Source organism: Aeromonas sp. S13(2024) (genome assembly GCF_041402405.1).
Classification (GTDB): Bacteria; Pseudomonadota; Gammaproteobacteria; order Enterobacterales; family Aeromonadaceae; genus Aeromonas; species Aeromonas veronii.
On record NZ_JBGLRA010000003.1, the window covers coordinates 35,154 to 60,296 of the forward strand.

The following is a 25,143-nucleotide window of genomic DNA, read 5'->3' on the forward strand; positions in this document are numbered from 1 at the left end:
TCCGGTGCTTATCCCTTGCGGGATTTTGGCCCCGGCAGTGGCGCCGTTGGCTGGCGGTAATCGCCATAGGGGAAGATATTGCGAAACCGCTGGGCCACCGGCTCGGGGATGGATCGGGAGAAGATCAGCTTGACGCCATCGCCATCGCGCTGCCCCACAATGCGACCGCGCACCGTGTCGTGGCGCAGGATCTGCTTGGCATGCTCAATAAAGGCGGGTGACACCTTGCCCTGCTTGACCACTACCTTGCCGGGGGCAAGACGGATCTCGAACAGGGCGCCACGCCCCAGCTTCATCAACCACCAGATCAGCGCAATCGCCACTATCAAGGAAATCCAGGCCATCTTCATCCCTCCCAAGCTCTTGATATAAGGCAGTATAAGCGGCCGTGCGCTCCGATTGTTTGGCGCCGATCACAGCTCCCGCGTCAGCGCAATAGCGCCTCTTTGCTCAGCAATCCTTGCCCCAGCCCACCAGCGTCTCGCGATAGAGCGCCAGCAAGGCTTCATCGCGCACCGCCACCCCGACCTGCTGCGGGCGATAGGCTGCCCAGTCATCGTGGGAATGGCGTTTGCCATCGAACTTTTGCAGGGTGTGGCCGATGGCAGGGCCGCTGGCAATCACCCGCACCGGCCCCTCGCGCAGGGTAAAGAGGGTCGGGTCAATGACATAGGCGATGGCGGACGGATCGTGAACGTGGCAACCGGAGAGCCCCAGCTTCTCGGAGTAGAAGCGCAGGTAGAAGCGGCTCACATCCCACAGGAAGCGGCCCGGCTCCCCCGCCTTGTCTCTGAGTTCATCCAGATAGGCGCTGCTGAAGAAGCTCTGCTGGGTCACATCCAGCCCGATGATCACCACAGGCCAGTCGGCGGTAAAGACCCGGTCGGCGGCATCGGGATCGTCGTGGATATTGGCTTCGGCATAGGGGGTGACGTTGCCGCGATGGCCGTTGACGCCAAAGGCGCCGCCCATCACCACCACCTGTTTCACCAGCGAAACAATCTCGGGCGCCTGTTGTAGCGCCAGCGCCAGATTGGTCAGCGGGCCGATAGTGACGAGGGTGATCTCCCCTGGCGCGGCTTTCACCGCCTCGACAATATATTGCCAAGCGGGGCGAGGATCCGGAGCGATAGTCACCTCCCCCGCCTCCATGTCGCCAAAGCCGCTCGGGCCGTGGACTATGGTGGTGGGGCCGACCGGCTCGCGCAGCAGCGGGGTGGCAGCGCCTTTGGCCACATCCGCCTTCATGCCGTACTTCTGCTTGAGCCAGAGGGCGTTGCGGGTGCCATTGTCGATGGTGGCGTTACCAAAAACTGTGGTGATGGCGAGCAGCTCGATGGCGGGGTGGGCCTCGGCAAACAGGATGGCCATGGCATCGTCGATACCCGGGTCGGTATCCAGAATGATTTTATGGGTCATGAGAAATTCCTACGGTGACAAACCCTGCGACAAAAGGGAGAGTCTACCCGGCTGACGCCCCCGTATCCCGGTATGGGATCACAGACCGGGCCTTTGCTCCAGGCAGCGGGGGCGCTGCTGGCGACAATCTGCACAAAAAACGGCGCGGCCCTGTTGCCAGCGCCGCGCCCTTTATCGTTGTTCGTTATCTGCTATCTGGCAGTGATCTGCCTGACTACGCCCCTTAGTGCTTGCGATGCCAGCGCGGTGAGGTCGCCTTCTCCCCCCAGGGGGTGACGCAGGGGAGCAGCGCCCCTTCAATCACCATCTCGCTGCCTGCCAGCGCTTCGGCGATCTTCTGGTGCAGCACCCGCAGTACCTTGCCCTCGTGCTCGGCCAGAGAGTGGCCCGCGGCAAAGAACTCCGGCTGATATTGCAATGCCAGCTTCTGGGCGAATTCGTAGGTGTTGAAGCAATCCGGCATCCGCTCAACCACATCTTCAAGCCGGGCCAACAAGCTGTTCAGTTCCCTGGTCATAGTGCTCTCTCCGTGTAGGTTCATAGCCAAAAACTACCCCTTATTAGATAAGCCACCAACGAGCAAACCACAAAAGTGTGGGGAGACACACAGTTCTCTCTTGCGTCTGGCTCGCGGTGAACGGCAGACAGCTTGCCAGCTTTACATTCCGGTAACAAACAGCTAGATTTAGACCGACTAATCAGTCGGTCATTTTTCATGCGGAGAACAACATGGGTGCGGCGCAGCTTCAACACACTCCTGAGGATATCCTCGCCATCAAATTGTCCCTGCCGGATCAGCTGGCACGGCTCAAGCGGGCGAGTCTGGCTCATCCCATGCCTACCCTGGCCGAGCGCCGGGCGCAGCTGACCAAACTCAAACAGGCGTTGCTCGCCCACAAGGGGCAGCTGTGCAAGGCGCTGGCGGCAGATTATGGTCAGCGCAGCCACTACGACAGCCTGATCGCCGATGTGCTGCCCTGCATCATGCAGATCAACTACACCCAGAAGCGGCTCAAGCGCTGGATGCAACCCCACCGCCGTCACACCGGCCTGCTGCTGGCCCCCGCCAAAGTAGAGGTGCACTTCCAGCCGCTCGGGGTGGTCGGCATTATCGTGCCGTGGAACTTTCCGGTGATGCTGAGCCTCGGCCCCCTCATCACCGCCATCGCGGCGGGCAACCGGGCGATGCTGAAACTCTCCGAGTTCACCCCTCATACCAATGCCGTGCTGCGCACCATGCTCACCAGCGTGTTTGACGAAAACGAGATCGCCATCATCGAGGGAGATGCCCAGATGGCGGCGGCGTTCAGCTCACTGCCGTTCGATCACCTGCTCTTTACCGGCTCCACCATGGTGGGCAAGCTGGTGATGGCCGCCGCCGCGCCCCAGCTCACCCCCCTCACCCTTGAGCTGGGTGGCAAGAGCCCCTGTCTCATCGCCCCCGACATGCCGGTCGCCACCGCGGTCGAGCGGATGATCTTCGGCAAGAGCCTCAACGCCGGGCAGATCTGCGTCGCCCCCGACTATGTGCTGCTGCCCCGCAGCGAGGTGGATAACTTTATCGCCGCCTATCGCCGCCACTTCAGCAAGCTCTACCCGCAGGGGCTCAATAGCGCCGACTACGGCGCCATCATCAACGACCGCCAGTATCAACGTCTCGTCAGCTGGCTGGATGAAGCCGAGCAGGCGGGTGCCCAGCTCCACCCCTGTGGCAGCCCGGCCCGCGACGACCAGCGTCGCCTGCTGGTGCCCCACCTGCTGACCGGGGTGCCGGGTCAGTGTCAGGTGATGCAGCAGGAGATCTTCGGGCCGCTGCTGCCGCTCATCCCCTACGACACCCTGGAGGAGGCGCTCGCCTATGTGGCTGAGCGGCCCCGCCCGCTGGCCCTCTATCTGATGAGCTTCGACCCCGAGCTGCAAGCGCGAGTGACCCGGGAGACCCACTCCGGCGGCATGGCGATCAACGAGAGCCTGTTTCAGGTGGCGGCCGACGATGTGCCGTTTGGCGGCATCGGCGCCTCCGGCATGGGCCACTACCACGGCCACGAGGGGTTTCTTACCTTCTCCAAGGCGAAAACCGTGCTGACCCGCGGCAAGTTCACCACCGGCTCCCTGATCCATCCCCCCTACCACAGCTGGATCCAGAAGCTGATGATGGCCTTCTTCCTGCGCTGATGGAGATGACCATGAACCAGGCTATCCCGCAGCCACAAAACATGACCGACAAGCGCCGCCAGATCCTGGATGCCGCCCTCGCCCTCTGCGCCGAAGATGGCCTGCAGGGGGCCGCCACCGCCCGTATCGCCAAGGCGGCCGGGGTGGCCAACGGCACTCTGTTCCACCACTTTCCGAGCAAGGAGGCGCTGATCCTCGCCCTCTATCAGGATGTAAAGACCCGGATGGGGAGCGCCATCCATGAAGCAGATCCCACCCTGCCGCTGTACGACCAGACCCGCCACTACTGGCAGCTGGCGATGGAGTGGATGCAGGCTAACCCCAATGAGCTCAAATTTGTGCTGGGCTTCTTTCACTCTCCGCTGCTGGCCAGACCGGCCCGCAGCCAGATCCTGAACGATGCCCTGCGCTTTCTGCCTGCCCTGCTGGCAAAGGGGCAGGCCAGCGGCGAGCTGATGCAAGCTCCCGCGCCACTGTTGCTGGAGGTGTGTCAGGGCCAGTTCCTCGCCTGCGCATCACTGTTTGTCGATCAACCGGAGCTGGGAGAGGACGACTACTGGCAAGCCAGTGCGTTCGCCCTCTTCTGGTCAGCCATCTCAGGAGCCAATCCTCATGCAAACACGGATGTTTGAACCTGCGGCAGCCCTTGGCCGCCGCCTCTGGATCACCACTCTGCTCTGGGTGGTGGGTCGTACCCTCTGCCGCGCCGCCCGCACCGACGAGGCAGTACGCCGTGAATTGGCGCCGTTGCCGGACGGGCTGGCTATTCGCCTCGAAGTGGGCGGCATCGGCTACGCCATGAACATGCACAAACAGGGGGGGCGCTGGTATCCCGGTGCGCCAGCCGCCCCTCATGCCACCATCCATCCGCTGCGGGTACGCTTCAAGCATCCCAATATCGCCTTTCGCGCCCTGAGTTTTCGGCTCGGGGTCAATCAGGCATTTGGCGAAAACCGGCTGCTGGTGGAGGGAGACCTGACCGTTGCCATGCATCTGGTGCGGGGGCTTGAGCAGTTGCAGTCCCTGATCCTGCCCGCTTTTATCGCGCGGCCGCTGCTGCGCCACTATCCCGCCCCGACCAACAAGATCGGCCGGGCCTGCAACATCTATCTGGGTCTGGTGACCGGCTAACGCGCAAGGAGCCTTGAAATGAGCCGCTATTACGATTTCTTCTGCCCGGTCAAACTGCTGGCCGGTGAACAGGCGCTGGAGCAACTGGCCAGCGAGCTGACCAGCCTCGGGGCCCGTCGCCCGCTGCTGCTGACCGACAAGGGGGTCAATGCCACCGGCCTTGCCACCCTGCTGGCCAATGTGCTGGCCGAAGGGGAGCTGCCGGTCGCCGCCATCTGGGACGAGATCCCGGCCGACTCTTCCACCGCCGTGGTGGAGCGGATCGCCAAACGCTATCGCGAGCTCGACTGCGACAGTCTGGTGGCGCTGGGGGGCGGCTCGGTCATCGACACCGCCAAGGCGGTCAACATTCTCACTTCCATGGGGGGGGATCATCTGCTCGACTACTCGGGCGCCGGTTGCCTGACCCGTCCCCTCAAGCCGCTGGCGGTGGTGCCCACCACGGCGGGCACAGGCTCAGAAGTGACGCTGGTGGCGGTGATAAAGGATGAGGCGAGCGGGCGCAAGGTGCCCTTCACCTCCCCCTTCCTGCTGCCCCAGCTGGCGGTGCTCGACCCGCGCCTGACCCAGGGACTGCCCCTCAATATCACCGCCGCTACCGCCATGGACGCCATGACCCACGCCATCGAGGCCTTTATCGGCACAGCGAAAAACCCAGTGAGCGATGCGCTGGCCCTGATGGCGGTGGAGAAGATCGCCAGCGCCCTGCCGCAAATCATCCACGACCCGCAAAACAAACAGCTGCGGCTGCAACTGGCGGAAGGCTCCACGCTGGCTGGCATGGCTTTTTCCAACTCCATGGTGGGGCTGGTGCACGCCCTCGGCCACAGTCTGGGAGCCCGCTGCCATCTGCCCCATGGGCTGTGCATGAACCTCTTTTTGCCCACCGTGCTCGACTACAACCGCCCCGAGGTGGATAGCGAGCTGGCCCGGCTGCTGTTGCCGCTGGTGGGGGCAGAGCGCTTTGCCGCCACCCCGCCCCATCAGCGGGCGGAGGCGACCATCACAGCCATTCGCACCCTGCGCGACACCTTGTGGCAAGCGGTCAAGCTGCCGCGCACCATGAGCGAGGCAGGGGTAAGCGATCGCTCGCTACTGACCGAGATCCGCGATCTGGCGGTCAACGACGGCGCCCTGCTGTTCAATCGCAAGGACGCCGACCGTGAGCAGTTACTCACCCTGCTCGAGCGAGCCTGGGCCTAGTGGCTAATCGGCCGCAACCTCACAAATAAACTGGAATGGCGCATCAGGATGGTGCGCCAACAATGAAAAGAGTTGATCAAAATCCTCTTGGTTCTTTTTGCTCGCGTGGTTGTGGCTATACCAAATAGCCCCCGTATCCCCCATCCACAATGAGATTCTCCTGGCCAACAACAGCCGAATTTTTCTATTTTTACCTGCCGTTTCAAACTGAACCTTGAGTTCAGGGTTGGATGCATCAGAAATCGCAATCTGCCGCTGATCCGGGCTGTTCTGACTTTGAGCCAACACCTTCCGGGTAACTTTCAACATTACCGTGTCCATTTTTACCTCTTCCGAACTTGCTGATTATTGCCACATCGATTCGTGCCAAGACAAAAGCCAGAGAGCAAGAGCTGGCTCAATAATCCTGATAACAATCGATACATCATCCACTATCTGTTCTATACCTTGGCTAACAGTTATGTTGTGCCGAGAGACCCAACTTTATGCCAGAGGTGCCCACCATGAGCGACATCATCCATCAGGCCAACCAGCAGCAGTTCATCTGTATGGTGGAGGGGAAAGAGTCGAGACTGCGCTACCGGCGGCTCGATGCCAAGACCATCGACGCCTACAGCACCTTCGTGCCCCCCGAGCTGCGGGTGCAGGGGATTGCCGATCAGCTGGCACGCGCCTTCTTCAACTGGACTCAGGCGGAGGGGCTCACTATAGTGCCGAGCTGCCGCTACATTGATGTCTGGTTACGCCGCAATGCCAACAACTGAACCTCTGAACTCCGCCCTCGAACAGCAATTCCAAGCCAAAACAGAAGCCCTGCTGCGGGCCGATCCGCAGCGGATGGCCTGCCTGCAAGCCGCGGCCGAGCTCAATCTGCCCGACTGGGCGCTGGGGGCCGGTTTTATCCGCAACCTCATCTGGGATCACCTTCACCACAAGGCGGTGCCCACCCCGCTCAACGATATCGACCTTATCTATCTCGATAAAAGCGACCCGCAAGGGCTGGCCGAAGCGGAGCACGAAGCTTGGCTCGCCAAACGCCTGCCCGGCCAGCAGTGGGAAGTGCGCAATCAGGCTCGCATGCACACTCGCCAGCTGGTAGCGCCGTTTGCCAGCAGCCTTGAGGCGCTCAGCCACTGGGTCGAGGTGCCCACCTGCATCGGCGTACGCCTCACCCGAGATGGCGAGTTCGAGTGGCTTGCCCCCTACGGCTTTGCCATCAACTGGTCGCTGCAAGTGAGTGCCAACCCCAAATGTCGCCAGGACAAACAGATTTTTACCCAGCGCATCAAGGAGAAACGCTGGCAGGCTATCTGGCCTGACCTTCAGGTAAACTGGCCATAACCTGATTGCAATCTTTCGATAACCTTGGGCACACTAGGGAAAAGCTGGTTGTAACTCAATGGGTTAAATAATGCGCGACTTCTTCTCTCTCGAACGCTGGCTACCGGGCCTCGCCGCCCTGCTGCATTACCAGCGCGCCTGGTTGATGCCAGATCTTCGCGCCGGACTCTCGGTGGCGGCAGTGGCACTGCCCGTCGCCATCGCCTATGCCGAGCTTGCCGGGGTGGGTGCCATCGTCGGTCTCTACTCCTGCATCCTGCCCATGCTGGTCTACGCCCTGTTTGGCACCTCCCGCCAGCTGATTGTCGGCCCTGATGCCGCCACCTGTGCGGTCATCGCCGCCGTGGTGACGCCGCTAGCCGCAGGCGACCCCACCCGTCACTGGCAACTGGTGATGACCATGACCGCCATGACCGGCTTCTGGTGCCTGATTGCCAGCCGCTTCAAGCTGGGAGTGCTGGCGGACTTTCTCTCCCGCCCGATCCTGATGGGGCTGCTCAATGGTGTGGCCATCACCATCATGGTGGGCCAGCTCTCCAAGATCTTCGGCTTCACTTTCAGCGAACGTTACCTCATCGAGCGGATCGCCAGCGGGGCCACCTATATCACCCAGACCCATCTGCCCACTCTGGCCATGAGTCTGGTAGCCCTGCTCACCTTGCTGCTGGCCAAGCGCTACAAACCGGCATGGCCCTCCTCCATGGTGGCCATGGTGGTGACCGCTGCGCTGGTGTGGGGCTTTAATCTCGGCCAGTTTGATATCGCCACCCTGGGGACGGTGGGCTCCGGCCTGCCCGCGTTCCAGATGCCGGAATTTCCCCCCGGTCTGATGCGGGAGCTGGTGCTGCCTGCCCTTAACCTGGCCATGGTGAGCTTCGTCTCCATGATGCTGACCGCTCGCAGCTTTGCAGCCAAAAACGGTTATGAGATAGACGCGGACAAGGAGTTTCGAGCCCTCGGTATGGCGAACCTCGCCTCGGCGGTCTCGCAAGGCTTTGCCATCAGCGGCGCGGATTCACGCACCGCGGTCAACGATGCCAACGGCGGCAAGAGCCAGCTGGTCTCCATCATCGCCGCGGCGGTGATCGCCCTCATCACCTTCTATCTGACTGCGCCGCTCAAATATATTCCCACCGCCGCCCTCGGGGTGGTACTGGTGATGGCCTCTCTGTCGCTCACCGACTTTCGCGGACTGTGGGCGCTGCGTAACTCCGATCGCTCCGCCTTCTGGCTGGCGCTGGTCACCTTTATCAGCGTGCTCACTATGGGGGTGATCCCGGGGATCACCCTTGCCGTGTTGCTGGGGCTATTCCAGTTCCTGCGCAATGTGATGCGCCCCACCGACCAGTTGCTCGGCATGGATGACGAGGGGGTAGTGCGTACCCTGGGGGATAACGAACAGGCCAAGGCGATCCCGGGTATTCTGGTCTATCGCTTCAACTCGCCGCTCACCTACTTCAACGCCCCCTACTTCAAGCGGCGGGTGCTGGCCCTGCTGGTGCAGGATCCCCGAGCCCCGAAGTGTCTGGTGATCGATGCGGTCGCCTGCTTCACCCATCAGGACATCAGCGTGATGAGCATGGTGGGAGAGCTGCACAAAGAGCTGAAACGGCGCGGCATCCATATGGTGATGGCGGGTCGCCACGGCCAGATGACTCACTGGCTAAAGCAGGCTGGCGTACGGGTGGGCGATGAAGGGATCATCCTCTGCCCCGACATGTATCAGGCGCTGCGCCTGACCCGCTGCTATCGCGAGCCGGTGTTCAAGGATGATGCGGTGGTGGAGAGCACCACTGATGCCATCCGCTCGAATTGGCCGCAGGATGATGCCCTGCCCGACTCGGCGCGCCTCACCCTGCCAAGCGAACAGGAGGCGGGCGCCACGCCTGCCTGATCCCTTGGCCTGCTCCCCTGGCCGGTGCAATCCTGCACAAGGATTGCACCGGCCTTGGCCTTGGTGTTAAATGCGCCCCCAGAGGACACTCCCCCGTGCCCTCCCAGCTGTTGGACATGCCATGCAATCTCAATCCCACGCAGGCCCGGGCACGCTATTTGCGCTGACCTGGCCGCTCTTTATCGATCTCGCCCTGCACTTTCTGACCGGTGCCCTCAACACCTTCATGGTGGGTCACGTCTCCTATCAGGGAGTGGCGGCGCTGGCGGTCGGCAATCAGGTGTTCGATCTCGCCATCACATTGTTCAGCTTCGTCAGCATCGGTACCAGCGTGGTGATCACCCAGTATCTGGGGTCAGGCGATCGGGAGAAGAGTCGGGTGGTGATCCACACCGCCATCGGCTTCAACCTGCTGATCGGTCTGGTGGCCGCCATCGGCGTGATAGCAGGCGCCAGCACCATGCTGGCGCTGATGAACCTGCCTGCCAACCTGATGAGCGACGGGACGCTTTACTTGCAGATCATCGGTCTCTGCCTGTTACCGGAGGCCGCGGCCCTCTGTCTGGCAGCCACCCTGCGCGCTCACGGCCACACCCGTCAGGCGATGTATGTGACCCTCATCGTCAACCTCATCACCTTCGTCGGCAACCTGCTGCTGCTCTACGGCTGGTTCGGCCTGCCCCAGCTTGGCGTCGCCGGTGTCGCCATCAGCACGGTCGCGGGCCGACTGGTCGGCGTGGTGCTGCTGGTGTGGCTGGTAGCCCGCAAGACCGGCATTCGACTGGTGGTGCGCGATATCGTCCACCCCAGCCGGGAGATGCTGGGCAAGGTGCTCCATATCGGCCTGCCGGCGGCAGGGGAGAACCTCTCCTGGATGCTGCAGTTTATGGTGGTGACAGCCTTTGTCGGACTGCTGGGGGACAAGGCGCTGGCGACCCAATCCTACTTCTTCCAGATCTGCCTGTTTATTTTGCTGTTTGGCCTCTCCATCGGCCTTGGCAACGAGATCATCATCGGTCATCTGGCAGGAGCCAGGCAGTTCGATCGCGCCTATCAGCAGTTGCTCAAGAGCCTCAAGCTGGGGTTGGCAGTTACCTGCGTCATCGCCGTGGCGGCGGCCCTCAATGGCCGTACCATCATCAGCCTCTTTACCGATGATGCCGACATCATCACCCAGGTGGCGCAGCTGTTTCTTATCAGCCTTATCCTCGAGCCCGGCCGCACCTTCAATCTGGTGGTGATCAACGCCCTGCGGGCCACCGGGGATGCCCGTTTCCCCCTCTACATGGCGTTGCTCTCCATGTGGGGAATTGCCGTGCCACTCTCCTATTTCCTCGGTATCATGCAGGGTTATGGACTGGTCGGTATCTGGCTGGCGCTGGCCTGCGACGAGTGGGTGCGCGGTCTGGCCATGTTCTGGCGCTGGCGCAGTCGTCGCTGGCAAAACAAAATTCTTGTTGAAACAAAAGCGGAATCACAATGAAGAAGATAGGACTCTTGCTGGCTGCCATCCTGCTCAGCCCCCTGGCCATGGCACAAACTGCCTCTGCCGCTCCCAAGGCTCAAGCCACCCAGACCTGGTATGTGGCCCCCATCGCCATCGATGAAACCAGCGACGCCCAGAAGGCGCTGACCAAGGACTTCATGGCCCAGATGATCAAGACCATCAAGATCAACGAGTACCAGACCGGCAAGGCGGTGGGCAACACCAAGAAGCCCAAGTGGCTGATCCGCACCAAGCTGATCCCCGCCAGCAACGAGCCGCTGGTCGGCAAGAAACACCCGCAGGGTCTCACCTACGGCAAGGGCAATCCGACCCAGGAAATCGTCGGCGAGCTGCTGATGAACGGCACCCTGGTGGCCCACATCGGCCAGGGCTGGCGCGAGCCTATCGTCCCGGGCACGCCGGTGGCTGACAAACTCTCCATCGCCAACTATCGCTACGCCATCGGGGATCAGGCCAAGTCGGCGGATCTGGAGGAGCTGGCCGCCCAGATTGGCTTTGAGGCGGGCAAGGTGATACACCGCGACGGCAAGCCGCTGCCCGAGAAGAAAAAGAAAAAAGAGCAGGCGGATGAAGATAAAGAGTAACGTTGCCTGCATCCATAAAAAGGGGCCACTCGGCCCCTTTTTTGATCCTGCACCCTCACGCCAACCCTGCCCCTGTTGTGACTTGTCGCACAGTTTGGCTCACCATTCAGATTGACAAATCACTTATCTTGTTTTGATTCAACAAGTTATAAATATCCCGCCGAATACCCCAAATCATTGCCCCCAAATCCGATCAGGATCACATTTATCCCCGGCACTAAGGGGTAGCTTTGGTCTTACAGGCACAATCAAACGAAACCAAGGAGGCTCCATTACATGTTCCCAGAGTACAGAGAACTCATCTCGAAACTGAAGAGCAGTGATGTCCATTTCCAGAAGAAGTTTGACTTGCACAACGACCTGGATGCGGAGATTAGAAAGTTGGAAAAGCATCACGCCAGCGACTATAGCGCCGAGGTGAGAGATCTGAAAAAACAGAAACTCAAACTGAAAGAGGAGATATACGACATCCTCAAACAACATCCACAATAGATGCCTCGAAGAATATGCGGATAAGCAATTTATCCCCCAGCCCGGCCCACGCGCCGGGCTTTTTGTTGTTTCAGTCAATTAGTTGACACCCGAGCCTACCGATCTTGCCGGTAGTTTGTTACATTTTTCCCTTGGAATTCAGGGAATAACGGTGATGATAACATGAGCAGAAAACGATCTTTTTATCATCTCTTGCTGCTTTGCCTGTTCGCATTGAGCCACCCCCTGCAGGCTCAGGAGCCTGAACTGGAGCTGTGGCACTCCCAGCAAGCCGGTTACGTGATCGACGACGTGATCGCCCGCTTCAATCAGGAGGGGAACCACAGAGTGCGGGTCACCCAGATTGAGCCGGGCAAGATCAAGGCGGATCTCCTGCTGGCAGCTCAGGCCAGGGGGCTGCCCGATCTGATGCTGATCCCCTCCGATTTTATCGGCCTCTATCGCCAGATGACCCTCGCTCCCCTCCCGGCCGAGTGGTTTTCCCCCGCGCTGATGGCCAGCGCCTTGCGTTATGTCACCCTGGATCGGCAACGCTGGGGCATGCCCATGATGCAGGGCAACCATCTGATGCTGTTTTACAACAAGGCGCTGGTCTCGACTCCGGTGACCCAATGGCAGCAACTGACAGCTATCACCTCGGCCCTCAAGGCCAAGGGGGTCTACCCCGTCAGCTGGCCCTATCACGACATGTACTACTTCGCCGCCTTTTTACACACCTTTGGCGGCTCGCCGGTGACCGAAGGGCGCATCACCCTCGACAACCCGGCCATGGTGCAGGCACTGGAGGCCTACCGCACCGTCGTCAGCGAACAGTGGGTCGATCCCGAGTGCGACTATGACACCGCCCTCGCCCGCTTCAATGAGGGCAAGAGCGCCTACCTCATCAATGGGGACTGGGCCTTCAACGATCTGGTGAAGAACATGGGGGATAAGCTGGGCGTTGCCCTGCTGCCCCGCTGGCAAAGCCATCCCATGCACTCCATGAGCGGCGCCTACGTGATGGGAGCCTCCCGCTGGGCGATGGATGATGAGGATCGGCAACCCGTCATCAAGGCACTGATAGCCTTTATCCAGCGTCAGGATATTCAGCAGTTCATCTATCATCAGGGGGCGCTGCTGCCGGTCAATCAGCAGGCTTTTACCGCCATCAGCCGCCGTCCCACGCCTCAGGAAAAAGTGCTGCTGGAGCAGTTTACCCTCAGTACCCCCATGCCCTCCGACAGCGCCATGTCCATCGCCTGGCAAGCGATGGAGAAAGGGTTCGAGCGCTTTAAAGAGGGGATCAGTGCCGCCGACACCGCCCGCTATATGCAGCAGTTGGCCGATCAGCAGTACAGGCAGGTCAAAGCACCATGAAACATCGCACCTTTCGGCTTGGACCGACCCTCATCATCATCCTGTTCACCGTCGCCCTGCTGCCGGCGCTGCTGGCCAGCACTGTGCTGCTGATCCGCCAGCACCAGATCATCGCCCAGAGCGAGCAGTCACAGCTGGAGCGGGCCCTCACCAGCATGACCCGCGAGGCCCGCTTTCGCAGCGAGCTGATCGGCACCCAGATCAATCAGCTCAGCCAGGATCGAGTACTCCATCAGGCCCTCGACAACTTCCTCTTCTCCAGCCATGCCCGGCTGGCGCTTGCCACCTTTATCAAATCCAACATCCTGCTGACCTCGGCCTACCTCATCGATGACAAGGGGTTGGTGGTGGAGTACATCAATGGCCAGGCCTCCCACCTCGAGTCGAGCGACCTGATGCCGCAGCTGATGGCCTGGGGCAAGACCCGCGAGGCGAAACAGGGCAAGCATCTGCTGCTGCCCGTCGATGATCCCGTGCTGGTCGACGACATGGAGCAAAACCGCAGCGGCGGGCTGGCGCTGGTAGCCCCCATCTATCGCAACCACCAGCGAGCAGGGGTGATGCAGACCCCTTCCGGCTTTGTGATGGCCATCCTCCCCTGGCGACAGATGGCCCAGTTGCTGGAGCCCTATCTCAAGGGGAGCGAATATCTGGTGATCTCCCAGGGCGAGAACCCTCTTTACGAAGGGGCTCACCAGAGCGCCAACGCCATGGATGACAGGGAGCCAAGCAAGTTGGCGCAGCCCCTGGCCATTGGCTGGCCCCAGCTGGAGCAGGAGATCACCCCCACCATCACCCTCTACAGCTACAGCAATGACAGGGTCAGCGAGCTCAATAAATCCCAGCAGTTGCTGACCGTCAGCATCGCCCTCATGTTGCTGCTGGTGGCCATCGGCTGCGTCTGGCTCACCCGCTGGCTCACCCGACCGCTGCGCTCTCTGGCCGCGCTGGTGCGCAGCTATGGCAAGGGCAATTACCAGCAACGGCAGGCGCCGCTGCGCTTTGTGGAGTACGACGAGGTGCGCCAGTTGCTGCAGGAGATGGCCAGCACCATCTCGGATCAGGTGCGGGCGCTCTATCAGCAAAATGAACAGCTGCAGCAGGCCAATAGCGAGAAAGAGGCCTTCAACCAGCGGCTGCTCGGCTTCAACGATGAACTGGAGCAAGAGGTTGCCTCGCAAACGACCGCCCTGCGCTCGGCCCTGAGCCGGGAGGAGCGCAGCCGCCATATCCTGCAATCCTGGCTGCAGTTCGGTCTGCACCAGCAGCTGGATATCGATATTGCCGAGCTGGCCAGCTCTGCCCTGCTGCAGCTCTCGCAGCTCTATCCCGGCCACCGCTGGGGGCTGGTGATCCGCCGCGATGGCCAGCCCCACTACTCCCTGACCCAGGGGGTCGATGCCCCCTTGCGGGATGCCTTGCAGGAGAAACTGGCTCAACTGATGGATGAGGAGGTCAAACACTCCGAATGCCAGTGGGATAACGCACTCTGGAAGATCATGACCCTGCCCGGTAGCCAGAGCGGCGTGCTGTTTGGCTATCTGATGGTGAGCGCCGAAGGGCTGGAGTCCGAAGACAGGGCCATCTTGCGGCTGTTTGCCAAGCAGTTGGCGGTGGGCATCGAGGGGCGCCTTTTCACCGACGAGCTGGCGCGGGTCGCCCGCACCGACAACCTCACCGGACTACCCAACCGACAGGCGTTCGAAGAGACCTTCCACCACTATCAGGCGGTGCTGGCGCGCCATCCGGAGCGTCACCTCGCCCTCTTCATGCTCGACCTCAACGGCCTCAAGCGCACCAACGACCAGTATGGGCACGAGGCAGGCGACGCCCTGCTGATCCAGATGGCTCGCCAACTGCGCACCCTCTGCCGTCAGGATGAGAAGATTTTCCGCATCGGCGGCGACGAGTTCGTGCTGCTGGCGGAGGCGGATCACCTCGCCAGCCAGCTGCTGGCAGGTAGACTTGAGGCAAGCCAGCAGCACGCCATCGTGCAACATGGGGAGCACAGCTTCCCGCTGCGTTTTGCCATCGGCTGGAGCAGCAGCGACCAGACCCCGCTGGCGGAGCTGAGCCGGGTGGCGGACGACGCCATGTATGCCAATAAGGCGCGCTTCTATCAGGGGCAGCGCTAAAAGCGGAGACCTCTGGCGTTGGCGAGCCTTTCGCCAACGCCCTGATCAGCTCGCAAAAATGGCGCGCAACGCTAGACGCGGCGCGGACCATGACTAAGATAGGGGCTCTTGATGTCTCGATTTGGAAGGGAGTTGGAAATGGAGTTAGTACTTGGCCCACTGGAAGCCCGCGTCATCGGCTGTCTGATTGAAAAAGAGATCTGCACCCCGGATCAATATCCCCTCTCCCTTAATGCACTGGTCAATGCTTGCAACCAGAAGAGCAACCGCGAGCCGGTGCTGGATCTCTCCGAGCTCGATATCCGCGCCGTGGTAGACGAGCTGATCCGCAAGCGGCTGGTGGTCAACACTGCAGGCTTCAACGCCCGGGTGCCCCGCTATCAGCACAGATTCTGCAACACCGAGTTTGGCGAGCTGAAATTCAGTGCCCAAGAGCTTGGCATCGTCTGCGAACTGCTGCTGCGCGGCCCGCAAACCCCGGGGGAGCTGCGCTCGCGCACCAACCGCCTCTGCAGCTTCGATGATGTCACCGAGGTGGATGCGGTGCTGACCCAGCTCATCGAGCGTGGCCCCTACGTGGTCAAGCTGCCGCGCGAGCCGGGCAAGCGCGAATCCCGCTATGCCCACCTGTTTAGCGGCGAAGTGGATATTCAGGCGATGATGGATGCTGCCCCCGCCGCGGCCTATGCCTCCCCTGCCGCCGACCGTCTGAGCGAGCTGGAGCAGGAGGTAAACGAGCTCAAGAGCCGTCTCGCCGCCATGGAAGCGCGGCTGGCTGCGCTGGATGGTCAGGGCTGATCGCCTTTACCATCGCCAATCTCTATCAGGGAGCCGGGGCAGATGTCCCCGGCTCCCTGCGTTTTTTTATCGTGAGGAAGTGCCCGTGATCACCCTGATTAAAGAGTCTGACCACCAGAAGATGCCCTGGAAAAACCAGCAGGGCACTACCAGCCAGATCCTCATCTCCCCCAAGGGGAGCAGCCTTGCCAAACTCGACTTTGACTATCGACTGAGCTCGGCCCCCATCAAGAGCGCGGGCCCCTTCTCCCCCTTTCCCGGCTATCAGCGCATTTTGCTGCCGGTGAGCGGGGCAGGCTTTGTGCTCAACGGCCACCCCTACGCCACCTTCGAGGCGGCGCACTTTAGCGGCGATGAGGAGACCCACTGCGAGTTGCTGAAAAAAGAGGTGACCGATCTGGGGCTTATCTACCATCCGGATCGCATCAGCGCCAACGTGCGGGTGCTGAACCTCCCCTTCCCGCTGACCCTTACCCTCGAGCCAGAGAAGACCTACCTCTGTCACCTGCTGAGCGGCCAGCTGGCCGTGCAGGGCAAAGAGGTGGCTATCAACGAGACGCTGGTAGTGACCGGGGAAGAGAGCATTCACTTCGAATGCCAGAAGAAGACCGCCATCGCCTTCTTTACCCTGCAGGCCAAATAGCGCTGGCGTGGGCTCGCAGCCATGCCATGCCATGCCATGCCACGCCACACACAAACAGCAGAAATGAAAAAGCCGGGAAATCCCGGCTTTTGCTATTGAGGCAACCAGCTCGTGCCGGTCAGCGCCTTAGTTGACCTTGAAGGAGCCCTTCATCATGGCGAAGTGGCCGGGGAAGGAGCAGAAGAAGGTGAGATCCTTGCCCGCCAGACCGTCGGTCTTGAAAGTGACGCTGCTGCTCTCGCCGCCGCCGATCAGCTTGGTGTGAGCCAGCACACGGGGATCATCCTTGGGCAGATAGCCGTTCTCGGCCCCGGCGCTCATCCCGGCAGTCGCCACGGTCTGATAGTCGGCGGTGCTGGCCAGCACCCAGTTGTGACCCATGGCGGTCACAGGCAGCTTGCCGGTGTGGTTCAGGGTGACCGTCACCTCCTTGCAGGTGGCCGGCACGCTCATCTCTTTGAGGTTGTACTGCATGGCATCATTGCCTTCGATGACCAGTGCACACTCATCCGCCAGTACGGGGGCAGCCAGGGTACTCAGAAACAGCAGGGTAATCGCCTTTTTCATCATCTTCTCCTTTGATTGGCAATGGATGGCAACGACTTGGCGGATGCGGTGAACGCTTCGCAAAGATGCCGTCTAAATCGACCTTCATTTTACTCAATTGTCTTCAATCGGCTATGGCTTTTGGCTAAAGCTGCGGGCCAGGTCACCAGACGGTGCTCTACTCGCCACTATCTCCCTCACGGATGGACGATACGACCCGCTCCCGCCATAGGTTCAAACCTGTTTAATTTTTTCTGCTCTTTTCCCTCCGATTGCCCCTATCAGGGCTCGCCCGGCGGGCGCCCCTTGGCTAAGCTAGCGCCCCGATATGAACCTTCTCCAGATGAGAGCGCCGGATGATTGCGATAACCCCCGTGGCGGCCCTGCGCGGCCTGCTGCTGACCCTGCTGCTGGCGCTGGCCGGCTGCCAGCCCACCCCGCCAGCCCAGACCCGTATTCAGGGCAAGACCATGGGCACCTACTATGTGGTGACCCTGAGCGATAGCTACCCCGGTGGGGAGCCCGCCCTCAAAAGCGACGTAGAGAGCCTGCTGGCCCGGATGAACAAGGAGATCTCCACCTACGATCCGGGCTCGCTCATCTCCCGTTTCAATCAGGGGCCCGCCAATACCCCGTTTGCCATCCCGCCCGCCATGGCCATCATAGTCCAGCAGGGGATTGATGCCGGTAAGTTGACCGACGGCAAGCTGGATGTGACCGTGGGGCCTCTGGTCAATCTGTGGGGCTTTGGCCCGGACAAACGGCCGGTCAAGCGGCCCGATGAGGCAGCCATCGCCGCCGCCCGCCACAAGGTGGGGATCGACAAGCTGAGCCTGACCCCGCAGGGGGATCACTTCCTGCTCGAAAAAACGATCCCGGATCTCTATCTCGACCTCTCCACTCTCGGCGAGGGGGCTGCCTCTGACGAGATTGCCGCCCTGCTCGAAGGCAAGGGGGTACACAACTACCTGATCGAAGTGGCCGGTGCGGTGCGCAGCAAGGGCAACAACAGCAAGGGCTCGCCATGGAAAGTGGCCATCGTCGAACCCTCCGATCAGCCGGGGGCGTTTTCCGATATCGTCATCCCCAACGGCATGGCGCTCAGCACCGCGGGCAGCTATCGCAACTACTACGAGCTGGATGGCCAGCGTTACTCCCATATCATCGATCCCGCCACCGGCCAGCCGGTCACCCACAAGCTGGTCTCCGCCAGCGTCATCACCCCGACCGCGCTGGAGGCCGATGCTCTCGATACCGCGCTGATGGTGATGGGGCCTGAAGCGGGGATGGCATTTGCCAAACAGCACCAGCTGGCGGTCTATCTCATCATCAAGACCGAACTGGGGTTCAAGGCTGAGTACACGCCGCAATTTGCTCCCTATCTGGCAGAGAAAAAACGGTGAGTTCAAGGCCCTGGCAACAGGGCCTTTTTCTTTGGCTCTGTCCCAATTACGTGTTGAAAGGCTAATCTTGAAGTAGGCCATCACCTTGAGGTCTACCATCATGGATACCCCAGCCTTTCAACACCTGCTGTCTCTGTTTCCCCAGTTAACCCTGCGCCAGCGTCGTGTTGCTCAGCAGGAGCTCACTGCACCCCACACCATTACCTCGCTCAATACTCAGTTACCGGCATGCAGTGGCTGCCCCCATTGTCAGGCCGATGTTACCCAGCTGGCGCCTTGGGGATGGAGTTGGGGGCTGCGCCGCTACCGTTGCAAACTGTGTCTGCGCACCAGCACCGTTCTGACCAAGACGCCCTTGGCCAGATTGCGTAAAGCACAGTGCTGGGAAGACTACGCGCAAGCCCTCATCGAAGGACTGACTGTCCGCCAGGCTGCGCGGTGCTGTGGGGTCAGCAAAAACACCGCGTTCCTCTGGCGTCACCGCTTCTTGCGCGCGATGGCAACCCATCAGGCCACCCGGGAAGAGGGCATCGTTGAGGTTGATGAGACCTTCTTCCTTGAATCGTTCAAGGGGCAGCGGGGACTGCCGCGTCCACCACGTCATCGCGGTGGTAAAGGTCGAACTCGTGGAACCGGGCCAGATTACATCCCGGTGATGGTGGTACAAGACCGTGCAGGCCACCATGCGGATTTCCAGTTGGAGAAAATAGATGCCGAGACGGTCATCGCGGTGTTGAAGCCGCTGGTGTCACCGGATGCGGTGCTGTGTAGCGATGGAGCGGGTGTGTATGCCTGTTTCAGCAAAGAACGGGGTGTAACCCATCAGGTGGTGCGCAATCGTCAAGGCGAACGGGTGGTCGGTGCGTATCACATCCAGCACGTAAACGGGTATCACCATCGGTTGAAAGAGTGGATGGAGCGGTTCCATGGCGTGGCGACGCACTACCTGAAGAACTACTTGGGTTGGCGCCGGATGCTGGAGCGTTACGGGAGGGGTGTGAATATCAAAGCATGTTTGCATGAGGCGCTGGGGCGCCCCATGCAACACGTAATTGGGACATAGCCTTTTCTTTCACTCATCGCGGTCAAAAGGCGGACAAACGGAGATGGTTCGCAATCGACAACTTGGCCAATTGCCTCTTCGGGCGCTTTGGTGGCACACTTTCTCCCATCAGCCCGCAGCGCCTCGACCCAGACAGATGCAGACACCTGAACAAGAGCCAGAAAAAAAGAGCCCAGCCAAGCCACAACGCATTCTGATGGTCAATGAGCAGCGCTCGTTTCAGGTGATGATGAAGGCGATGCTGCTCAATCTGGGTATCAGCAACATCACCTACTCCAATACCGCCGAGGATGCGCGGCGCCGCTGCCAGAAGGGCAGTTTCGACATCTATCTCATCGATTACGATCTCGGGGTTGGCGAAAATGGTCGCCAGCTGCTCGAAAGCCTGCGCGACAAAGATCTGATCCCGCCCCAGAGCGTGGTGATCATGGTGAGTGGCGACAGCTCCCGCGCCATGGTACTGAGCGCGCTGGAAGCCGAGCCCGACGAATACCTGATGAAGCCCTTCTCTCAGGAGCAGTTCTCGTTTCGCTTGAAGCGTGCCCTCGCCCGGCGCAATGCGCTGGCCAGCGTCTTTACCGCGCTGGCCGATGACAATCTGGCAGCCCTCATTACCGCCTGTGCCGAGCGGGCCGATGCGGTGCCCCGTTTTGCCAACTACTGCCGCTGCCTGCAGGCCGATACCCACCTCAAGCTGGGTCAGGCACAAGAGGCACGCGCCCTGATGCGCCAGCTGCTGGCCGGGCAGGAGAACAGCTGGGCCCGCCTGACGCTGGGCAAGGCGTGCAACACCCTGGGGCTCCACGAAGAGGCGGTCAGCCATCTGCAGGCGACCCTCAAAAATACCCCGCTGATGGTGGAGGCTCACCTCTGGCTGGCGGAATCCCTGCTGGCCCTTGGCAATGACGAGCAGGCGCAGCAGGAGCTCAGACGGGCGGTGGATATCTCCCCCCAGTCGGTGCAACTCTCCCGTCGGCTGGCGGAGGTGTGCCTGCAGCGCCACGACTACGCCCAGGCCAAGGATGTGCTGATGTCGCTGATCGACCTGTCGCGCAACTCCATCCACCGCACGCCCCATTATCTGGGGGCCTATATCCAGACCCTGACCCTCTACGCCCTCAACAGCAACGACAGCTACCACATCGCCAACCTGCAAAAGCAGGTCAATTCTGCCCTGTCGCGCATCCGCGATTCGCTGATGATGTCGGAGTTCAACTACCCGGTGTTCGAGCAGATCTGTCAGGCCCGGGTGCAGATTGCGCTGGGGGAGCTGCTCAAGGGCAAGAAGATGCTCTATCGCGCCAATCAGAACTGGCTCGATGAACCGGCCACCATGCCCCCCGCCCTGCTTGGCGAGACCATCCTTGCCCTCTATCAGCTCGGCGAGTTTGAATATGCAGAGAGCCTGCAGGGGCTGCTGGCAGAGGACGAAGATCGGCTGCTCACCACCTGCATTCAGGCAACCCGGGATGACAAGACGGTGCTGGAGCGGCGTCAGCGCTACCAGCAGCTCAACGATCTGGGGATCAAGGCCTATCAGAGCGGCGAGCTGGAGCAGGCCCTCGGCCATTTTCGCGAGGCCCTGCGCCGCGCCCCCGCCAATACCGGTGCGGCTCTCAACAAGATCCAGGTGCTGCTGCAACTGATGCAGAAAAACCGCAAGAGTCCGGAATTTGGTGCCGAGTGCAAAGACACCCTGGACGTGCTCGACGGCATCCCCCTCAACCCGGCCCAGCAGGAGCGTTTTCGCAAGCTGCGTCAGGAGTTCAACCAGTTCAGCTAAGACGCCGCCGCGCCCCCCTTTCCCCGCCTATGCTGAAACCAGTTCGGCAATGAGAGGGAAATGAAGATGGCGATGTGTCGTTATCTGGTGGCCGATGGCCGCCACTGCAGTGAAGAGGCTGGCGAGCACGATCTCTGCCACTGGCATGATCCCCACCATACCCATCAGGGAGCTCACACCGCCGAGGCGCTTGAACAGTACGTCCGCGCTGGCGGACTCTGCCACGGCCTGCAGCTGTCACGGGCCAATCTGGCTGGCCTCAATCTGGTCAACAAGGAGTCCGATCAGGGATTTTTGCTGGAGCAGTGCAACCTCTATCGCGCCAACCTGCGCGGTGGTCACCTCTACGGCCTGCGCATGAAGGGCGGCAGCCTGATGAAGGCCGATCTCAGTGATGCCAACCTCCAGTGCGCCACCCTCGATGACGTCAACCTGCTCGGCATCCGCTGGCACAACACCCGGCTCGACAACATGCAGACCGGCAAACGGGTGATGCAGGATCGCAAGGGGCGCCGCGAACGGGATCCCAAACAGGCGCGCATCTGGTTCAAGGAGGCGGAAGAGACCTACCGGGATCTGCGCAAAGCCTCCGAGGCACAGGGGATCTTCACCATGTCCGGCAACTATATCCAGCAGGAGCTCACCATGCGCCGCCTGCAACTGCCGTTCTGGTCGACCCAGCGCTTCACCTCCTGGGTGGTCGATCTCTTCTGCGGCTATGGCGAGGCCCCGATGCGGGTGGTGCTCTTCTCGTTGCTGCTCATCTTTATCTGCAGCATTTTTTACTTCTTCTGCGGACTGCATTTTCAGGGCGAGCACCTCATCTACCAGCCCGGTGCCCCGCTCGAGCAAAATGCCATCTTCCTGCTCGAATGCCTCTACTACAGCGTGGTCACCTTCACCACGCTGGGGTACGGCGACTTCACTCCGGTCGGGCTCTCCAGGATCTTCGCCGCCTTCGAAGCCTTCACCGGCAGCTTTACGCTGGCGCTGTTTGTGGTGGTATTCGTCAAAAAGATGACCCGCTGAAAACCTGTCCACGATCCTACTGCGAGGTGTGATCAAGGCTCATGTGCTGCTCGGAATCCTCATGTATACATATACAATCCGGTTCCTGCGCTGCGCTTCACCTTGCTGACAACCTCTCGCGACGGATCGTGAACAGGTTACCAAGCAGCTGCACCAGTCACAGCCCCCGAACTTGCATCCACCGCCGATTCCTAGTCCAATAGCCACTTATAAAAATGACATGAGCATCCCGGACATGAAGATCATCTCTTTCAATATCAACGGCCTGCGCGCCCGTCTGCACCAGCTGCAAGCCATCATCGACAAGCACCAGCCCGATGTGATCGGCCTGCAGGAGATCAAGGTGCACGATGAAGCCTTCCCGCTGGCCGATGTGGAGGCCATGGGCTATAACGTGGAGTTTCACGGCCAGAAGGCCCACTACGGGGTCGCCATCATGAGCAAGCAGAAGCCGGTCAAGGTGGAGAAAGGCTTCCCCACCGATAATGAAGAGGCCCAGCGCCGGATGATCATGGCCACCTTCGAGCGCGAAGACGGCTCTCTCATCAAGGTGATGAACGGCTACTTCCCGCAGGGTGAAAGCCAAGATCACGAGACCAAGTTCCCGGCCAAGCAGAAGTTCTACGAGGATCTGCAGCACTACCTCGAGACCAACCACACCCCGGACGACCAGCTGGTGCTGATCGGGGATATGAATATCTCCCCCACCGATCTCGACATCGGCATCGGCGAGGCAAACCGCAAACGCTGGCTGCGGGATGGCAAATGCTCCTTCCTGCCCATCGAGCGCGAATGGATGGAGCGACTGAAAGGGTTCGGCCTGACCGACACCTTCCGCGCCGCCAACCCCACCGAGTGCGAGCGTTTCTCCTGGTTTGACTACCGCTCCAAGGGCTTTGACGAGAACCGCGGCCTGCGCATCGACCTCATCATGGCCTCCGACGCCCTCAAGGACAAGGTGACCGAGACCGGCATCGACTACGAGCTGCGCGGCATCGAGAAACCCTCCGACCACGCTCCCATCTGGGCCTGCTTCGCCTGATGCGGCGCAAGATTAACCGATGAGCCGCGACGAATTCGTAAATTGTGAAGCGGCTCGCGGTTGCCCGCGATAAAAGGGCGTAAAAAACCCATCCAGACAAGGTGCCTTATGGCACCTTATTTTTTGCAGCAAGGAGTGGCTGGCGTGATACGGTTGCGAAGAGCCCGGGCCCGGGATGAACATCCCCGAAGCCCCCCGCCCAAATCGGAAAAGTCAGACTTTTTTCGTCAATCGGCAACCCTAATTGCCACTTTGAGAAGGTTGTGTTCAAGGTTGCCGCCCTATCATCTCCCATTCCAATCATAAATAAGTTGTTTTTTTAATCATGAAGTTAATGATGTGTATGGAGAAACATGCTGAACGCAGCAGCCGAAATCGATCCAACAGGAGTGTGATGATGAAGGTGCCCAATGCCGGAAGAGAGGTTTACAAACGCAGCTTGCTGACCCTGGCGCTGATCAGCGGTCTGAGCGCCTGTGGCGGCGAGACGAACCAGACGGCCCAGACCATGCCCGCCGTCCCTGTGGTGGTCGCCGAGGTCAAGCTGACCGATGTGCCGCTCACCACCGAGATGGTGGGAGAGACCGCCGGTTTTCGCGAGATTGATGTGCGCTCCCGGGTCAGTGGCATCCTGCTCAAGCGCACTTATGTGGAAGGCCAGCCGGTTACCGCCGGTCAGGAGCTGTTTCTGATTGACCCGGAGCCCTACAAGGTGGCGCTGGAGCAGGCCAAAGGGACTTTGGCTCAGGAGCAGGCCCGTCTCAACAAGGCCCGTGCCGATCGGGATCGCATCATTCCCCTCTTCAAGCGTCAGGTGGTGAGTCGCAAGGACTATGACGACACCATCGCCAACTATGAAGCGGCCATCGCCAGTCATCAGGCCGCTCAGGCCAAGGTGAAAGAGGCGGAGCTCAACCTCAGCTACACCCAGGTGACCGCCCCCATCAACGGCATGGCGAGCAAGAGCTCCCAGTCCGAGGGGAGCCTTATCTCCACCAGCGGCGACAACGGCCTGCTCACTACCATCACCCAGTTTGATCCGCTCTACGTCAACTTCTCCTACTCGGAGCAGGATCGCCTCAACTTCGAAAACTCGGTAAAGAAAGGGGTGATTGAAGCGAAGGATGCCACCACCTGGCGCACCCATATTCGTCTGGCCGATGGCTCCCTCTATCCGGAGGCGGGCAAGCTCAACTTCTCCGACAACCGGGTCGATCCCCAGACCGGCACCATCCGTGCCCGTGCCATCTTCGACAACAAGGACGGCGTACTACTGCCCGGCCAGTTTGTCCGCATGACCATCGATCTGGGCCTGCGCAAAAACGCCATCGTGGTGCCGCCGCGCGCCATCGTCCAGTCCCAGGCTGACCGCATGGTGATGGTGGTCGATGCCGACAACAAGGTGGTGCCCCGTCCGGTGACCCTGGGCGCGGCAGTCGACTCCGGCGTGCTGATCGAGAGCGGCCTGCAGGCTGGTGAGCGCTATATCGTCGAAGGCTTGATGAAGGCTCGCCCCGGCGCCGTGGTAAAACCTGTCTCTGCCGACGAGATGAAGGCGATCACCGGCAAGGTGGTCAGCCAGTCTGCGGCCAAGTAAGG

General features: G+C 60.7%; 25 protein-coding genes. 20 read left to right on the forward strand and 5 right to left on the reverse strand.

Features of this window, described 5'->3' with window-relative positions:
• Positions 1 to 8: 8 nt before the first annotated feature.
• The 3 genes from ACB042_RS05920 to ACB042_RS05930 form a co-directional block, all read right to left on the reverse strand.
• On the reverse strand, positions 9 to 344 hold the full coding sequence (locus ACB042_RS05920; RefSeq protein WP_005353195.1) for a DUF3634 family protein: 336 nt from the start codon (positions 342 to 344) through the stop codon (positions 9 to 11).
• A gap of 106 nt (positions 345 to 450) precedes the next feature.
• Positions 451 to 1,419: a nucleoside hydrolase gene (locus ACB042_RS05925; RefSeq protein ID WP_371178031.1), complete on the reverse strand. Its 969-nt coding sequence runs from the start codon at positions 1,417 to 1,419 to the stop codon at positions 451 to 453.
• 223 nt (positions 1,420 to 1,642) lie between these two features.
• Positions 1,643 to 1,936 carry a hypothetical protein gene (locus ACB042_RS05930; protein ID WP_005353197.1) on the reverse strand — a complete coding sequence of 98 codons (294 nt, stop codon included), beginning with the start codon at positions 1,934 to 1,936 and terminating at the stop codon, positions 1,643 to 1,645.
• Between the two features lie 212 nt (positions 1,937 to 2,148).
• Here ACB042_RS05930 and ACB042_RS05935 point away from each other — a divergent pair, with 212 nt between their 5' ends.
• The 4 genes from ACB042_RS05935 to ACB042_RS05950 are packed head-to-tail and all read left to right on the forward strand — an operon-like array spanning position 2,149 to position 5,928.
• Positions 2,149 to 3,594, forward strand: a complete 1,446-nt coding sequence (locus ACB042_RS05935) for a coniferyl aldehyde dehydrogenase (RefSeq protein ID WP_021230685.1) — start codon at positions 2,149 to 2,151, stop codon at positions 3,592 to 3,594.
• 11 nt (positions 3,595 to 3,605) lie between these two features.
• Positions 3,606 to 4,226 carry a TetR/AcrR family transcriptional regulator gene (locus tag ACB042_RS05940; protein WP_064337669.1) on the forward strand — a complete coding sequence of 207 codons (621 nt, stop codon included), beginning with the start codon at positions 3,606 to 3,608 and terminating at the stop codon, positions 4,224 to 4,226.
• Positions 4,207 to 4,725 (forward strand): hypothetical protein, encoded by a 519-nt coding sequence (locus tag ACB042_RS05945; protein ID WP_040094758.1) that lies wholly within the window; start codon positions 4,207 to 4,209, stop codon positions 4,723 to 4,725. The genes ACB042_RS05940 and ACB042_RS05945 overlap by 20 nt, the downstream gene beginning before the upstream one ends.
• An 18-nt stretch (positions 4,726 to 4,743) precedes the next feature.
• Positions 4,744 to 5,928, forward strand: a complete 1,185-nt coding sequence (locus ACB042_RS05950) for an iron-containing alcohol dehydrogenase (RefSeq protein WP_371178032.1) — start codon at positions 4,744 to 4,746, stop codon at positions 5,926 to 5,928.
• A gap of 3 nt (positions 5,929 to 5,931) precedes the next feature.
• Here the strand turns inward: ACB042_RS05950 and ACB042_RS05955 are convergent, their stop codons facing one another.
• Positions 5,932 to 6,237, reverse strand: coding sequence for a hypothetical protein (locus ACB042_RS05955; protein ID WP_371178033.1), 306 nt, complete (start codon positions 6,235 to 6,237; stop codon positions 5,932 to 5,934).
• A 194-nt stretch (positions 6,238 to 6,431) separates the two neighbouring features.
• Between ACB042_RS05955 and ACB042_RS05960 the strand changes: the two genes are divergently transcribed.
• The 10 genes from ACB042_RS05960 (at position 6,432) to ACB042_RS06005 (ending at position 16,678) form a co-directional block, all read left to right on the forward strand.
• Entirely contained in the window at positions 6,432 to 6,692 is a 261-nt protein-coding gene (locus ACB042_RS05960; protein WP_005337747.1) for a GNAT family N-acetyltransferase, read from the forward strand.
• Positions 6,679 to 7,269, forward strand: a complete 591-nt coding sequence (locus tag ACB042_RS05965) for a nucleotidyltransferase family protein (protein ID WP_371178034.1) — start codon at positions 6,679 to 6,681, stop codon at positions 7,267 to 7,269. Before ACB042_RS05960 ends, ACB042_RS05965 begins: the two co-directional genes overlap by 14 nt.
• Positions 7,270 to 7,339: 70 nt before the next feature.
• Positions 7,340 to 9,163 (forward strand): SulP family inorganic anion transporter, encoded by a 1,824-nt coding sequence (locus ACB042_RS05970; protein WP_005361668.1) that lies wholly within the window; start codon positions 7,340 to 7,342, stop codon positions 9,161 to 9,163.
• A gap of 121 nt (positions 9,164 to 9,284) precedes the next feature.
• Positions 9,285 to 10,646, forward strand: a complete 1,362-nt coding sequence (locus ACB042_RS05975) for an MATE family efflux transporter (RefSeq protein ID WP_371178035.1) — start codon at positions 9,285 to 9,287, stop codon at positions 10,644 to 10,646.
• A complete protein-coding gene (locus ACB042_RS05980) occupies positions 10,643 to 11,254 on the forward strand; it encodes a hypothetical protein (protein WP_371178036.1) in 612 nt (203 codons plus the stop codon). Before ACB042_RS05975 ends, ACB042_RS05980 begins: the two co-directional genes overlap by 4 nt.
• Before the next feature lie 276 nt (positions 11,255 to 11,530).
• A complete protein-coding gene (locus ACB042_RS05985; protein WP_005337763.1) occupies positions 11,531 to 11,746 on the forward strand; it encodes a YdcH family protein in 216 nt (71 codons plus the stop codon).
• Positions 11,747 to 11,908: 162 nt separating this feature from the next.
• The gene (locus tag ACB042_RS05990; RefSeq protein WP_371178037.1) at positions 11,909 to 13,102 is read left to right on the forward strand and encodes an extracellular solute-binding protein; all 1,194 of its coding nucleotides are present in this window, start codon (positions 11,909 to 11,911) and stop codon (positions 13,100 to 13,102) included.
• A complete protein-coding gene (locus ACB042_RS05995; RefSeq protein ID WP_371178038.1) occupies positions 13,099 to 15,237 on the forward strand; it encodes a diguanylate cyclase domain-containing protein in 2,139 nt (712 codons plus the stop codon). Before ACB042_RS05990 ends, ACB042_RS05995 begins: the two co-directional genes overlap by 4 nt.
• Before the next feature lie 138 nt (positions 15,238 to 15,375).
• A complete protein-coding gene (locus ACB042_RS06000) occupies positions 15,376 to 16,035 on the forward strand; it encodes a YceH family protein (RefSeq protein ID WP_108541993.1) in 660 nt (219 codons plus the stop codon).
• Positions 16,036 to 16,120: 85 nt separating this feature from the next.
• Positions 16,121 to 16,678 (forward strand): HutD family protein, encoded by a 558-nt coding sequence (locus ACB042_RS06005; RefSeq protein WP_042057881.1) that lies wholly within the window; start codon positions 16,121 to 16,123, stop codon positions 16,676 to 16,678.
• 126 nt (positions 16,679 to 16,804) lie between these two features.
• On the opposite strand, the gene azu is transcribed toward ACB042_RS06005, so the two are convergent.
• Positions 16,805 to 17,245, reverse strand: a complete 441-nt coding sequence (azu, locus tag ACB042_RS06010; protein ID WP_005337768.1) for an azurin — start codon at positions 17,243 to 17,245, stop codon at positions 16,805 to 16,807.
• A gap of 335 nt (positions 17,246 to 17,580) precedes the next feature.
• On the opposite strand from azu, the gene ACB042_RS06015 reads away from it, so the two are divergent.
• The 6 genes from ACB042_RS06015 to ACB042_RS06040 all read left to right on the forward strand — a co-directional run bounded on the left by ACB042_RS06015 (position 17,581) and on the right by ACB042_RS06040 (position 25,141).
• Positions 17,581 to 18,627, forward strand: a complete 1,047-nt coding sequence (locus ACB042_RS06015; RefSeq protein ID WP_371178039.1) for an FAD:protein FMN transferase — start codon at positions 17,581 to 17,583, stop codon at positions 18,625 to 18,627.
• A gap of 100 nt (positions 18,628 to 18,727) precedes the next feature.
• The gene (locus tag ACB042_RS06020) at positions 18,728 to 19,690 is read left to right on the forward strand and encodes an IS1595 family transposase (RefSeq protein WP_371178040.1); all 963 of its coding nucleotides are present in this window, start codon (positions 18,728 to 18,730) and stop codon (positions 19,688 to 19,690) included.
• 136 nt (positions 19,691 to 19,826) lie between these two features.
• The gene (locus ACB042_RS06025) at positions 19,827 to 21,473 is read left to right on the forward strand and encodes a tetratricopeptide repeat-containing response regulator (RefSeq protein WP_005361691.1); all 1,647 of its coding nucleotides are present in this window, start codon (positions 19,827 to 19,829) and stop codon (positions 21,471 to 21,473) included.
• Positions 21,474 to 21,539: 66 nt separating this feature from the next.
• Positions 21,540 to 22,502, forward strand: a complete 963-nt coding sequence (locus tag ACB042_RS06030; protein ID WP_371178041.1) for an ion channel — start codon at positions 21,540 to 21,542, stop codon at positions 22,500 to 22,502.
• A 235-nt stretch (positions 22,503 to 22,737) separates the two neighbouring features.
• Positions 22,738 to 23,544, forward strand: a complete 807-nt coding sequence (xthA, locus tag ACB042_RS06035) for an exodeoxyribonuclease III (RefSeq protein WP_323910177.1) — start codon at positions 22,738 to 22,740, stop codon at positions 23,542 to 23,544.
• A 397-nt stretch (positions 23,545 to 23,941) separates the two neighbouring features.
• Positions 23,942 to 25,141 carry an efflux RND transporter periplasmic adaptor subunit gene (locus tag ACB042_RS06040; protein ID WP_335838096.1) on the forward strand — a complete coding sequence of 400 codons (1,200 nt, stop codon included), beginning with the start codon at positions 23,942 to 23,944 and terminating at the stop codon, positions 25,139 to 25,141.
• Positions 25,142 to 25,143 lie beyond the last annotated feature (2 nt).

Bases quoted from the DNA above. Each gene is read 5' to 3' on its own strand.
- ACB042_RS05920 (WP_005353195.1), bottom strand. From the start codon at position 344: ATGGCCTGGATTTCCTTGATAGTGGCGATTGCGCTGATCTGGTGGTTG.
- ACB042_RS05925 (WP_371178031.1), bottom strand. From the start codon at position 1,419: ATGACCCATAAAATCATTCTGGATACCGACCCGGGTATCGACGATGCC.
- ACB042_RS05930 (WP_005353197.1), bottom strand. From the start codon at position 1,936: ATGACCAGGGAACTGAACAGCTTGTTGGCCCGGCTTGAAGATGTGGTT.
- ACB042_RS05935 (WP_021230685.1), top strand. From the start codon at position 2,149: ATGGGTGCGGCGCAGCTTCAACACACTCCTGAGGATATCCTCGCCATC.
- ACB042_RS05940 (WP_064337669.1), top strand. From the start codon at position 3,606: ATGAACCAGGCTATCCCGCAGCCACAAAACATGACCGACAAGCGCCGC.
- ACB042_RS05945 (WP_040094758.1), top strand. From the start codon at position 4,207: ATGCAAACACGGATGTTTGAACCTGCGGCAGCCCTTGGCCGCCGCCTC.
- ACB042_RS05950 (WP_371178032.1), top strand. From the start codon at position 4,744: ATGAGCCGCTATTACGATTTCTTCTGCCCGGTCAAACTGCTGGCCGGT.
- ACB042_RS05955 (WP_371178033.1), bottom strand. From the start codon at position 6,237: ATGTTGAAAGTTACCCGGAAGGTGTTGGCTCAAAGTCAGAACAGCCCG.
- ACB042_RS05960 (WP_005337747.1), top strand. From the start codon at position 6,432: ATGAGCGACATCATCCATCAGGCCAACCAGCAGCAGTTCATCTGTATG.
- ACB042_RS05965 (WP_371178034.1), top strand. From the start codon at position 6,679: ATGCCAACAACTGAACCTCTGAACTCCGCCCTCGAACAGCAATTCCAA.
- ACB042_RS05970 (WP_005361668.1), top strand. From the start codon at position 7,340: ATGCGCGACTTCTTCTCTCTCGAACGCTGGCTACCGGGCCTCGCCGCC.
- ACB042_RS05975 (WP_371178035.1), top strand. From the start codon at position 9,285: ATGCAATCTCAATCCCACGCAGGCCCGGGCACGCTATTTGCGCTGACC.
- ACB042_RS05980 (WP_371178036.1), top strand. From the start codon at position 10,643: ATGAAGAAGATAGGACTCTTGCTGGCTGCCATCCTGCTCAGCCCCCTG.
- ACB042_RS05985 (WP_005337763.1), top strand. From the start codon at position 11,531: ATGTTCCCAGAGTACAGAGAACTCATCTCGAAACTGAAGAGCAGTGAT.
- ACB042_RS05990 (WP_371178037.1), top strand. From the start codon at position 11,909: ATGAGCAGAAAACGATCTTTTTATCATCTCTTGCTGCTTTGCCTGTTC.
- ACB042_RS05995 (WP_371178038.1), top strand. From the start codon at position 13,099: ATGAAACATCGCACCTTTCGGCTTGGACCGACCCTCATCATCATCCTG.
- ACB042_RS06000 (WP_108541993.1), top strand. From the start codon at position 15,376: ATGGAGTTAGTACTTGGCCCACTGGAAGCCCGCGTCATCGGCTGTCTG.
- azu (WP_005337768.1), bottom strand. From the start codon at position 17,245: ATGAAAAAGGCGATTACCCTGCTGTTTCTGAGTACCCTGGCTGCCCCC.
- ACB042_RS06015 (WP_371178039.1), top strand. From the start codon at position 17,581: ATGATTGCGATAACCCCCGTGGCGGCCCTGCGCGGCCTGCTGCTGACC.
- ACB042_RS06020 (WP_371178040.1), top strand. From the start codon at position 18,728: ATGGATACCCCAGCCTTTCAACACCTGCTGTCTCTGTTTCCCCAGTTA.
- ACB042_RS06025 (WP_005361691.1), top strand. From the start codon at position 19,827: ATGCAGACACCTGAACAAGAGCCAGAAAAAAAGAGCCCAGCCAAGCCA.
- ACB042_RS06030 (WP_371178041.1), top strand. From the start codon at position 21,540: ATGGCGATGTGTCGTTATCTGGTGGCCGATGGCCGCCACTGCAGTGAA.
- xthA (WP_323910177.1), top strand. From the start codon at position 22,738: ATGAAGATCATCTCTTTCAATATCAACGGCCTGCGCGCCCGTCTGCAC.
- ACB042_RS06040 (WP_335838096.1), top strand. From the start codon at position 23,942: ATGAAGGTGCCCAATGCCGGAAGAGAGGTTTACAAACGCAGCTTGCTG.